Source organism: Legionella fallonii LLAP-10 (assembly GCF_000953135.1).
GTDB lineage: Bacteria > Pseudomonadota > Gammaproteobacteria > Legionellales > Legionellaceae > Legionella > Legionella fallonii.
In genome coordinates, this window is the sequence record NZ_LN614827.1 from 3,112,501 (window position 1) to 3,124,402 (window position 11,902).

The window sequence follows — 11,902 nt, forward strand, 5'->3', positions numbered from 1 at the left end:
GTTGGCTTAAGAGCTAGCCCTGTGTATTGTCATTGTAGCCTGGATGGAGCGAAGCATAATCCGAGATCAAGGCTCGAATCAGGTTCCGATCTCGGATTACATCCCTTAAGTTGACGACATTAAGTGAACCGTTACAAAATAGATTTAATTTATCATTGAGTGAATAGCCATGTCAGAAATGTACAATGCAGAAGCGATTGAAGTCTTAAACGGTCTTGAACCAGTTCAACGACGCCCTGGTATGTATACCGACACCGTACGCCCTAATCATTTGGCTCAAGAAGTTATAGATAATAGTGTCGATGAAGTACTTGCAGGTTTTGCAAATCATATTAAGGTAACTCTCCATGAAGATGGTTCTGTTGAGGTTGAGGATGATGGTCGTGGTATGCCTGTTGATTTACATCCACAATTAGGTTTAAGTGGAGTTGAAGTCATTATGACTCGCTTGCATGCTGGCGGTAAATTTTCTGATAAAAACTACAGTTTTTCCGGAGGGCTACATGGTGTGGGAGTCTCTGTAGTTAATGCTTTATCAGAACGACTTGATGTGACTATCAAACGTAATGGTATTGTATATCAAATGTCTTTTGCTAATGGCGATAAATTATGTGAACTCAATGAAACCGGCGTTACTAAAAAGAAAGAAACGGGAACAACCATTCGCTTCTGGCCTAATGCTAAATATTTTGACACCACTAAAATCTCTTTGAAACACCTTACTCATGTACTCCGAGCCAAGGCGGTATTATGCACTGGCCTGTCCATGACTTTTATTAATAAAGCAACAAACGAGGAAATTAATTGGTGCTATGAACATGGATTAACCGATTACTTAACGCAAACACTACCTGATAACTACATGCCAGAAGAGCCCTTTACTGGAGAGTTTAACAATGATGAGGGTGCTGTTGATTGGGCGTTGGCATGGTCAGAAACCCCGAATAGCAGCTTGAATGAAAGTTATGTCAACTTAATTCCCACGGTCCAGGGTGGAACTCACGTTAACGGATTAAGAGCTGGCTTATTCGATGCCATGGCTGAATTCTGTGAGTTTAGAAATTTATTACCACGTGGAGTTAAGTTAACTGCCGATGATCTTTGGGAGCCTTGTCAGTATGTTTTGTCCATCAAAATGAAAGAGCCTCAATTTGCCGGACAAACTAAAGAACGATTAAGCTCACGCCAAACCGCTGCTTTTGTTAGTAATGTCGTCAAAGATGCCTTTGCTTTGTGGCTAAATCAACATCGCAATCAAGGTGAGGCCATAGCGACAATTGCAATTGAGCGGGCACAAAAAAGGCTAAAACAAGCCAAACAAGTCGCGCGTAAACGAGTCAATCAAGGCCCCGCACTTCCGGGAAAATTAGCTGACTGTTTGCAAACCGATCTCGGTCAAGCAGAATTATTTTTAGTCGAAGGTGATTCAGCTGGAGGCTCAGCCAAACAAGCACGTAATAAAGATTTTCAAGCTATTTTACCGCTACGAGGAAAAATTCTTAATTCTTGGGAAGTCGATTCCACCCAAGTACTAGCCTCGCAAGAAATCCATGATATTTCTGTAGCTATAGGTGTTGATCCAGGCTCCGAAGACTTTGGTGGCTTGCGCTATGGAAAACTATGTATCCTTGCTGATGCTGACTCTGATGGAGCACATATTGCCACCCTAATTTGCGCCTTATTCTTAAAACATTTTAAACCCTTAGTTAAGGCAGGACATGTATTTGTCGCCATGCCCCCTCTCTACAGAATTGATGCAGGTAAAATAGTGCATTATGCTCTTGATGATGATGAAAAAAATCGCATAATCAAGCATCTGACGGAAACATCCAAAGCTAAAGTAAACGTACAGCGCTTTAAAGGTTTGGGAGAAATGAACCCTATACAGTTGCGAGAAACGACTATGGATCCCAATACGCGTCGTTTGGTTCAATTAACCTTAGATGATGAAGAAAGTACCGAAGCGGTGATGGATATGATGCTTAACAAAAAGCGTGCTGGAGATAGAAAAGTCTGGTTAGAAACTAAAGGTAATTTGGCAGAAGTGTAAATTATTTGTCGAGCCAAGGGCTCGACCTACACTACAACAACTTCAGTTGGCGCCGTTACGTATGGACACTTACCTCAATCCCCTATGAAATAGCCAAAGAACTTGCCTCATTACCACTTCAACAACGGTATTATATTAGAATAGTCATCTGTCCATAAAAACTGCTTCTTATCGTCTACAAGACACCATTTCGTTTGTTTTAGCTTATCGATTAGGGTGTTATTGGCTGTCAACAAAGCCCACTCCGCCTGGAGTTGCCCTACCGCGAAATTGTCTGGAGATATCAAATGAAAGACGCGCATATTCAATAAACGACCGGCAGAATTCATTATAGGAAGTATATTTAGATGTCTGTTACTTAAATTAACTAATATCACTCCATCAGGAGTAATTTTTTTCTTATATAAATTAAATGCTTCCTTAGTGATTAAATGTACCGGAATCGCGTCAGAATTAAATGCATCAAGAATTAATATTTTTTGTGAGGAATCGGCTATTTTTTCTAGGGCCAAACGACCATCGTTTTTAATGATTTTTACCTGGGGAAGACAATCGCGTAAATAAGTAAATAATTGCGGATTTTTTGCAATATCAATCATTTGCTGATCTATTTCAATCACAGTCACTCGATCTGTTTCACGAAATTGGCATAACATAGTTCCTATACCTAACCCAACAAGCGTCACAGGTAAAGTATTAAACTCACGTTTCATCTCCTCAATTACATCCATTGTCGCACCATAATAAGCTCTATACCCACTAATAGGCTTTGCTTCACTCATGAACTGTAATCCATGCAATGTAGATTGACTTATCAAAACATGGGCAGGCTTTTTTTCAAACACTTGCTTTACACCATAAAAATTGCGTTCCTGTAACAAAATATGATTTTGATTAAAGATGGGCAGAAAGATTAATCCAAATAGAATAAACACGGACAGGAATAAGCTGAGTTTACTTTGTTGTGCTGTTACGATTAATATTAAAGCAATGACACCTATAAACGGTAAAGTAGAAAACTCTTTAATGGTAGGAATATAATAATAAAATAAGACCAAAATTAATATCACTAAAGGCAACCACCACCCTTTCTTGCTCTGCGTGGTTGGCACAACGAGTAAACATAATAATATTGCTACAGGATATTCATAAACTTGATTGAACCAATGTGGTGCAATAATTCCATTAAAAATACCAGCCAGAACCCCGCCTAGAGCCATACAAAAATAGAATAAAGTTAACAGTTGTGGTTTAGGTCTACTCTGAAATAATTGACCATGACAAAGAAGAATTAAAATAAAAAAACTTGATAGATGAAGCAAAATCAATTGCCATGCCTTTACCAGATTCGTTCCCAAAATAAATCCAAGAAGAGTGAACATCAAAAAAAACATGTAATTGCGCATAACCCAGGCTTGGGAAATTATTGGCTTGGTAGTAAAAGTGATTACGAAAGAAAATAAATAGAGCGCAAGTGGCAAAACCCAAAACAAAGGAGTAGCAGCAACATCTGTAGTAATATATAAAGTGACACCTAACATCAAGCTACAAGGAACAAAACCAAGATAAATCCAGTACATCATGTCACGCCAAGGCCATTGCCTTGCAGAATGCTTAGTTATTATTAATGGTTGATAATGAACTAAGCATAACACTACAGCCAATAGGCCTAAATAAATATAATAACCTATACTCCAGAAATAAAATTGAGAATTTAATCCAATAAATCGTTCGACCGCCCAAGGATAGAGTAACAGGGCCAATAAACTACCAAGATTGCTGGCTATATATAAAAAATAGGGATCCGTCGCATTTTTTGCTTTAGTTTGGCTGTAGGCAAATTGCAATAAAGGAGCTGATGCTCCAATTACCAATATAGGTAAACCTATTTGTGCTAATAAGCTGTATAAAATACCCCACTCCGGTTGCAAGTCACCATTAACTGAATGGAATAAAAGAGGTAGTGCGGTGATACTAGAAATGGCGAGGATTATGTGTATTGAGCGCCATAGATAGGTTTTTTTAAAAAAACTAAGGAGCCAAGCATATCCATAAGAAAGCAGTAAAATAAGTTGAAAAAACAACATGCATACGATCCACACTGCCGGGGTGCCCCCATAAACCGGTAACAGTGCTTTGGCGACCATAGGTTGGATACTAAATAAAAGAACGGCACTCAAGAATAAAGTGATAGGAAACAGCAAACTCAGCACAGGCCATCCTTAGCAATAGAATAAACAAGACTATTTTGTTTTCCTTAAATTTTCGAACTAAACTTAGGTAAAGTCAATGTGTTAATTAAATGGTACTTCTCAAAGGGATTTGAACATAATGAAAATAAGGCTCTTCTTAATAGCGTTTTGTTTTTGCTTTTCTGTTTCAAGCCATTCCCATCTAAAGATCGGTACTCTTATTTATTTACCTCCGTTTGTTATCTCTCAATCAGCGGGTTATGATATTGATTTATCACGTTTTTTATGTAAGCAGCTTAAGGAGTCATGCACCATTATTCCTATGGGAATCAACCAACTGTATGATGCCTTATCGGACAATAAGATAGATCTTGCCATCGGCGGAATTCCTATATCGCTTACAAATAGTCTATATTACATATTTAGTACCCCCTATATGATTACAAGAGGACAATTTCTCATTTCAAGCTCTAGTCCTTTTCATTCAATAAAAGATTTACGTGGGACCACCATAGGCGTTATTCACGACAGTCTTAATGGAGGTATTTTATATAATTACTTAATAGATAATTACCCAGGTCAGTTTACAATAAAAAAATACGATGATATTGAAGATTTAATCAATGACTTAAGTAATAAGACGATATCAGCGGCATTCCTTTATCATGGAACTGTAAGATACTGGTCTCAAAATGCTAATGGTCAATTTAAACCTTTGAACAATAAAATGATACTAGTTGGCAATGGCTTGGCTATTATGGCCCTACCTAAAAATATAAGATTAATTAACCGCATTAATAGAATATTACTAAGAATGGAGCAAGAGAAAATCTTTGCAACATTATACAATACTTATCTTGATTGATTTTTTACTGTAAAAAAACCCGCCATAAGGCGGGTTTTTATTGGATAACAATAGGCCGTAAATTACATCATACCGCCCATGCCACCCATACCGCCCATGCCGCCCATATCGCCAGCACCAGCACCTTCATCTTTCTTAGGCAAATCAGCAACCATGCACTCAGTAGTTAGCATTAAGCTAGCTACAGAAGCAGCATTTTGTAATGCCATACGAGTTACTTTAGTTGGATCTAAAATACCCATATCAACCATATCACCGTACTCACCAGTTGCAGCATTGAAGCCATAGTTATCTTTATTTTCAGATACTTTGTTGACTACAACAGAAGCTTCATAACCAGCGTTAGTTACGATCTGACGCATTGGTGATTCGATAGCACGACGTAGGATGTTGATACCCATGTTTTGATCGTCGTTATCGCCTTTTACTGAATCTAATGCTTTTTGAGCACGAATCAGAGCAACACCACCACCAGCAACGATACCTTCTTCTACTGCAGCACGAGTAGCATGAAGAGCGTCTTCTACACGAGCTTTCTTCTCTTTCATTTCTACTTCAGTAGCAGCACCCACTTTAATTACGGCAACACCGCCAGCTAATTTAGCAACACGCTCTTGTAATTTTTCACGATCGTAATCAGAAGTAGTTTCTTCCATTTGAGCACGAATTTGAGAAATACGAGCATTGATCTCAGCAGCTTTACCTTCACCATCAATAATAGTAGTGTTTTCTTTAGTAACAACAACACGCTTAGCAGTACCTAAATCTTCTAAAGTAGCCGCTTCTAAACTCTTACCAATTTCTTCAGAAATTACTTGGCCAGCAGTTAAAATAGCAATATCTTGTAACATTGCTTTACGACGATCACCAAAGCCAGGCGCTTTAACAGCACATACTTTGACAATACCACGCATGTTATTAACAACTAGAGTTGCTAAAGCTTCGCCTTCAACGTCTTCTGCAATAATCAATAATGGACGGCCTGATTTTGCAACACCTTCCAGAACAGACAACATGTCACGAATGCTAGAAATTTTCTTGTCAACCAATAGAACGAATGGATGTTCTAGTTCACAGCTCATGTTTTGTTGGTTGTTGATGAAGTAAGGAGAAATGTAGCCGCGATCAAATTGCATACCTTCAACAACAGATAGTTCATTTTCTAAACCATTGCCGTCTTCAACAGTAATAACGCCTTCTTTACCTACTTTTTCCATTGCTTCAGCAATAATAGAGCCAATTGCTTCGTCAGAGTTAGCAGAAATAGTACCTACTTGCGCAATCGCTTTAGTATCTTTACAAGGCTTAGACATTGCTTGTAATTTTTTAGTAACAGCTAAAACTGCTTTATCTATGCCGCGTTTTAGATCCATTGGATTCATACCAGCAGCAACAGCTTTGTTACCTTCAACAAGAATAGAACGAGCTAATACAGTAGCAGTAGTTGTACCGTCTCCAGCAGTATCAGAAGTTTTAGAAGCAACTTCTTTAACCATTTGAGCGCCCATGTTCATGAAACGTTGTTCGAATTCAATTTCTTTAGCAACAGACACACCGTCTTTAGTTACTGTAGGAGCACCATAAGACTTTTCTAATACCACATTACGACCACGTGGTCCCATAGTTACTTGAACTGCATCAGCTAATGCATTAACACCAGCAAGCATTTGTAGGCGAGCATCGTCACCAAAACGTAATTCTTTAGCCATTATCTTTAATCTCCTTTAAACTTAGATTACTTCTCAATAACACCCATAATGTCGTCTTCACGCATTATCACTAATTCTTTACCATCAATTTTAACTTCAGTACCTGAGTATTTACCGAATAATACGATATCACCCACTTTAACTGCTAAAGCACGAACATCACCATTATCTAGCGCTTTACCAACACCAACGGCAATAATTTCACCACGCATAGGCTTTTCAGTGGCGCTATCTGGAATAACAATACCACCAGCAGTGGTACGCTCTTCTTCCATACGACGAACAACAACGCGATCGTGTAAAGGACGAATTTTCATACTTTTATCTCCTGATTAATTAAACTCTGAATCATATGTGTATTGCCTACAAGGAGGTAAACAATACCAATGAGCTACATATGGGGACGAGAAGGTAACTTTCAAGGGTGCAAACAAAAAATATTTTAGTTTGCTGTTATTTGTGATCTTGAAATGTACACACGAATAGACCAAGCTACTACCCGTCATAATAGGGTAAGAAAAGAGGTCTAATTGTCAACAGCCTCTACTAGCACTACAATTAAACTAAATATTTACTGTATCAAGGCCAAGAATGAAGAAATGGTTGTTATTCTCTCTAATTTATTTTACTACTGCAATTACTCATGCAAACCCACTTCCTGCCGCCGAAGTATTTCAAGTCGAGGTCAAAAAAGTAGACCCTAATACATTTGTCATTGATTGGCATGTAAAACCAGATTATTTTTTGTATAGTGATCGTATTAAATTAGTTCCTCAGTCGGATAGCACTATTCATTTAGGGACTTTGCGTTTTCCTCAAAGCCTAAAAAAGACAGATAAACAAGGTCACGCTTATGAAGTATACCGTAACCAACTTTCTGTTCCAGTAGGTGTTTTAGGAGTTAAACCTGGTGAAGCGCTGCTTAATCTTTATTTTCAAGGATGCTCTGATGATGGATTTTGTTATCCGCCAGAAGTCAAACAAATCAAATTATCCATAGACAATGACTTAGCTCTATCAGAAGTTACTTTAGAAAAGAACATAGCAAAAGAAGAACCCGCACCTAAAGAACAAGGCGATGAAATTTCGCAAATCTTTACTACTCATGGCTGGGCTATGATTCTCCTTATCTTTTTTGGATTTGGCTTGTTGCTCGCATTTACCCCTTGTATCTTACCTATGGTTCCTGTTTTATCAGGCATCATTGTCGGTCACGGTAAAACGGTGACTACACGCAAAGCTTTTTTTCTCTCGTTAAGTTATGTGTTAAGCATGTCAATTACTTATGCCATATTTGGTGCGGTAGCTGCTTTGCTTGGTGCTAACTTACAAATCAGTATGCAATCCCCGTGGGTCATTAGCATTTTCAGTTTGATTTTTATCCTACTGGCCTTATCGATGTTTGGTTTTTATGAGTTTAAGTTACCTAATTCTTGGCAATCAAAGATAGCAGGTTCCAGTCGAACACAACGAGGAGGGCACTATATTGGTGCCGCTATTATGGGTTGTTTGTCTACACTCATACTATCTCCTTGCGTCACAGCCCCGCTCATCGGCGTATTGACCTATATTGCACAAACCCAAAATATTCTTTTAGGAAGTATTACTTTATTTGTCTTAAGTTTAGGAATGGGAACACCGCTGTTACTCATCGGTACTTCAGCTGGTAAGTGGCTGCCTGAAACAGGGAGTTGGATGAATGCAGTCAAAGCATTCTTTGGCATATTACTGCTTGCGATAGCTATTTATCTGATGGCGCGCATTCTACCCGCAGAAATTACTATGGCCTTATGGGCATGTTTGCTTATCTTTTCAGGCATTTATGCTGGCGCATTAACTCATTCGATAACCAATCAAGATAAATTCATGCAAGGTATTGGCATTATTTTATTGGGTTATGGATTATTAATTCTCATAGGCGTCAGTATGGGTTCTACTAATCCGCTACAACCACTAACGTCTGTTCATGCGGAAAGTAATACTAGCATTCCTGTTAGAATTACCCAAAAGCAAACCATTGAGAGCATTGAGCAGGCTATAGCTGAAGCAAAGGATACTCCGGTTATGCTCGATTTTTATGCTGACTGGTGCGCTTCGTGTAAAATAATGGAGGCTACAACGCTTAAAAACACCTCAGTGAAAAAAGCGCTCAGCCATTTTAACGTCATCAAAATTGATGTGACTGACAATAACGCGAATAATAAAGCCATAATGAATCATTTCAAAATCATTGCTCCACCAACCTTTCTATTTTTTGACTCACATGGCAAAGAACTGAATCGTTTAAAATTGGTTGGTGAAGTTGATGCTAAGAAATTTTTAAGTGTCTTAAAGCAGGTGGAATAATAGACCTCTTGCACAGCGTATGATGTCGCCATCTGAAGATCCCTGTTGCAAGCAACTGTATCTTAGTCACAAATAAAGAATCTTGGAGAAGAGTCAGATTTGAGTGCAAGATACAATTACAAGCAACCGGGCTACACAAGCTCTTAAGTTGGCGAGGTTACACTTCAGCATATAAATCGTAATCATCACTATCAGTAATAGTCACGTCAACCAAAGAACCGACACTGATTCCAGGAGTAGGTGGCAAATAGACTAGCCCATCGATTTCAGGAGCATCGCCTTTACTGCGCGCGATAACATTATCTTGCGTTATTTCATCAATCAGTACTGTTTGTTTGCTACCAATTTTGCTTTCTAACTTGTTGCGACTAATTTCAGCTTGTAGCTGCATAAAACGGTGATAGCGTTCCTCTTTAATCTCTTCTGGCACAGGAGAGGCCAAATCATTGGCTTTTGCACCTTCAACAGGAGAATACTTGAAACAACCTACTCTATCTAATTGGGCCTCTTCTATAAAGTCTAATAACTCTTCGAATTCTTCTTCAGTTTCTCCTGGGAAGCCAACGATAAACGTAGAGCGCAGAGTAATGTCAGGGCAAACCTCTCTCCAAGAAGCAATGCGTAGCAAAGTGTTTTCGCTGCTAGCAGGTCTTTTCATTGCTTTTAAAACGCGTGAATTAGCATGCTGTAAAGGAATATCCAAATAGGGGAGAATTAAACCATCGCGCATTAGAGGTATGATCTCGTCAACATGAGGATAAGGATAAACATAATGGAGACGAACCCAAATACCTAACTCGCCTAGTTGTTCACATAAATCGTAAAAACGCGTATTAACCTTTTTTCCTTGCCAATTGATTTCCTGATAACGAGTATCTACTCCATAGGCGCTAGTATCTTGAGAAATAACCAATAATTCATTAACGCCCGCCTCTTTCAATTTTTTAGCTTCGGTAAGAACTTGAGCCATAGGATAGCTTTGTAATTTACCACGCATCGTAGGAATGATGCAGAAGGTACATTTTTGATTACACCCTTCAGAGATTTTTAAATAAGCATAATGGCGTGGAGTTAATTTTATTCCTTGAGGAGGAATAAGTTGAGCAAAGGGATCTGTTGGTGGCGGTAGATGCTGATGAACGGCATTTACCACCTCTTCATAGGCATGCGCGCCACTGATATGCAATACATCAGGGCATGCCTCTTTAATAATGTCTGCTTTGGCGCCCAAACAACCCGTTACTATAACTCGACCGTTTTCTGCCATAGCTTCTTTAATGGTGTCTAAAGATTCTTTAACCGCACTATCTATAAAACCGCAGGTATTAATTACTACTACCCCAGCATCTTGGTAACTGGAAACTAACTCATAACCTTGGGCACGCAGTTGAGTAATGATTCTTTCAGAATCTACTAAAGCTTTAGGGCAACCTAGACTAACAAATCCGACTCGATGATTCATAAACTTCTATCTGTAAAAAAAATGTACGGATTATACCTCTTGTTGGGTATGTTTGTCGACAGGTTTACTTCTTATTTTAACGTCAATTTCAGATATGAATTGTAACCTGGGTACAGCGCTAGCGTAACCCAGGAAAGATGTGGCACCAAAAATCCGGATAAACACGTCATTAGAAATTCTTTATATGCCTAATAAGTGCAATCCTGATCCTGGGTTCCGCTAGCGATGCCCAGGCTAAAAACTAATCAAGGAATAATTATATGAAAAGATGTGGAAATTAGAAGACATCACGAAAGGTCTTGCACTAAAGATAAATCCTCCGCTCAAGGCCATACATGTTAACTGCATTTATGGCATCTCCTTGCGAAACTCGACTGCCTCGGTGAATTGCTTCTCCGGTATGGTGGTCGAATCCTCATGCACCGGCGTGATTAGGGAGCAAGCTGATCGGTTACTGTTAATACATTTCCTTCACGGCTTCTCGCCCCGATGCTAGCAATTAACGAGTAATCATCATAAAATTTTTCATCTGTGATCCGTTGTGTGCCAGTGAATACCGAACTAAACAGGTAAGTGATGGCCACGACTTCACTGGCAACTGCAGTGGAAAATACAGCTGTGGATTCGAATCGTTTATCGGTAATACGATGCAATGAGCGAATTTTACTCAAAAGCCCTTTCCCTCTTACAACTCCGTTATGCATGAATACAATAGATTTCTTTCCAAGATCGCTGTGGCGAGCGGCAGTCTAATAATGCAATGCTCATAGAAAACTTATCCTTGACGCGAGCAACGCTTGTTGTAAAAAAATTGAAAAAAAAAAGTTATTTTCACTTGGTTGAAATTATTGTGTATTATATTAACCATCCAATTTGTTTGGAGTATATGCAATGAGTTCAAATAAAAAAGAAGTTGCACGTTTGTTAGAGCTAAAAAAATTACAAGAAATATACGGAACATTGGATAAGGGAGCAATGCAGGAATGGATGAAATTAGAGATAAAACACAAGCAATATGCCAATTTAACAAGTATTGAAATGGAAGAAGATATAGAAAAAAGCTTCTTGGAGTGTAGTACCTTAAAAAAATAGACGTAAGACGAATTTTTAGCCTGTGTGGCCTTGATGTGAGTGCATTAAGGCCACACAGGCTAACTGAGGGGTAAATGTCGAGCTACCAATAGCACGACAAAATATCTTCGCCGTAGCTCCTATCCGAAAAATCACTCGCATAGGATCCGCTCTATTGCTCTTTCGCCTTATTTATAAAGTCGAGCA

General features: G+C 38.8%; 9 protein-coding genes. 4 read left to right on the top strand and 5 right to left on the bottom strand.

What is annotated here, in order from left to right; translation table 11 throughout:
• Positions 1–169: 169 nt before the first annotated feature.
• A complete protein-coding gene (gene parE / locus LFA_RS12925; protein WP_045096563.1) occupies positions 170–2,050 on the top strand; it encodes a DNA topoisomerase IV subunit B in 1,881 nt (626 codons plus the stop codon).
• Positions 2,051–2,160: 110 nt separating this feature from the next.
• On the opposite strand, the gene LFA_RS12930 is transcribed toward parE, so the two are convergent.
• Positions 2,161–4,263 carry a spermidine synthase gene (locus LFA_RS12930; protein WP_045096564.1) on the bottom strand — a complete coding sequence of 701 codons (2,103 nt, stop codon included), beginning with the start codon at positions 4,261–4,263 and terminating at the stop codon, positions 2,161–2,163.
• Between the two features lie 118 nt (positions 4,264–4,381).
• Here LFA_RS12930 and LFA_RS12935 point away from each other — a divergent pair, with 118 nt between their 5' ends.
• Complete coding sequence (locus LFA_RS12935) at positions 4,382–5,107, top strand: transporter substrate-binding domain-containing protein (protein ID WP_045096565.1); 726 nt, start codon at positions 4,382–4,384, stop codon at positions 5,105–5,107.
• Positions 5,108–5,169: 62 nt separating this feature from the next.
• Here LFA_RS12935 and groL read toward each other — a convergent pair whose 3' ends face one another.
• Both groL and groES read right to left on the bottom strand, forming a co-directional pair.
• Complete coding sequence (gene groL / locus LFA_RS12940) at positions 5,170–6,819, bottom strand: chaperonin GroEL (protein ID WP_197541219.1); 1,650 nt, start codon at positions 6,817–6,819, stop codon at positions 5,170–5,172.
• Positions 6,820–6,842: 23 nt separating this feature from the next.
• Positions 6,843–7,133, bottom strand: a complete 291-nt coding sequence (groES, locus tag LFA_RS12945) for a co-chaperone GroES (protein ID WP_045096567.1) — start codon at positions 7,131–7,133, stop codon at positions 6,843–6,845.
• Positions 7,134–7,407: 274 nt separating this feature from the next.
• Here groES and dsbD point away from each other — a divergent pair, with 274 nt between their 5' ends.
• Entirely contained in the window at positions 7,408–9,162 is a 1,755-nt protein-coding gene (gene dsbD, locus LFA_RS12950; protein WP_045096568.1) for a protein-disulfide reductase DsbD, read from the top strand.
• A 157-nt stretch (positions 9,163–9,319) separates the two neighbouring features.
• Here dsbD and rimO read toward each other — a convergent pair whose 3' ends face one another.
• On the bottom strand, positions 9,320–10,624 hold the full coding sequence (rimO, locus tag LFA_RS12955; RefSeq protein WP_045096569.1) for a 30S ribosomal protein S12 methylthiotransferase RimO: 1,305 nt from the start codon (positions 10,622–10,624) through the stop codon (positions 9,320–9,322).
• Positions 10,625–11,055: 431 nt separating this feature from the next.
• Complete coding sequence (locus LFA_RS12960; RefSeq protein ID WP_045096570.1) at positions 11,056–11,328, bottom strand: hypothetical protein; 273 nt, start codon at positions 11,326–11,328, stop codon at positions 11,056–11,058.
• 187 nt (positions 11,329–11,515) lie between these two features.
• Between LFA_RS12960 and LFA_RS12965 the strand changes: the two genes are divergently transcribed.
• Positions 11,516–11,716, top strand: coding sequence for a hypothetical protein (locus tag LFA_RS12965; RefSeq protein WP_045096571.1), 201 nt, complete (start codon positions 11,516–11,518; stop codon positions 11,714–11,716).
• Positions 11,717–11,902 lie beyond the last annotated feature (186 nt).

Coding starts and splice junctions, on each gene's coding strand:
- groES (WP_045096567.1), bottom strand. CDS start 7,133: ATGAAAATTCGTCCTTTACACGATCGCGTTGTTGTTCGTCGTATGGAA.
- dsbD (WP_045096568.1), top strand. CDS start 7,408: ATGAAGAAATGGTTGTTATTCTCTCTAATTTATTTTACTACTGCAATT.
- parE (WP_045096563.1), top strand. CDS start 170: ATGTCAGAAATGTACAATGCAGAAGCGATTGAAGTCTTAAACGGTCTT.
- LFA_RS12935 (WP_045096565.1), top strand. CDS start 4,382: ATGAAAATAAGGCTCTTCTTAATAGCGTTTTGTTTTTGCTTTTCTGTT.
- rimO (WP_045096569.1), bottom strand. CDS start 10,624: ATGAATCATCGAGTCGGATTTGTTAGTCTAGGTTGCCCTAAAGCTTTA.
- LFA_RS12965 (WP_045096571.1), top strand. CDS start 11,516: ATGAGTTCAAATAAAAAAGAAGTTGCACGTTTGTTAGAGCTAAAAAAA.
- LFA_RS12960 (WP_045096570.1), bottom strand. CDS start 11,328: ATGCATAACGGAGTTGTAAGAGGGAAAGGGCTTTTGAGTAAAATTCGC.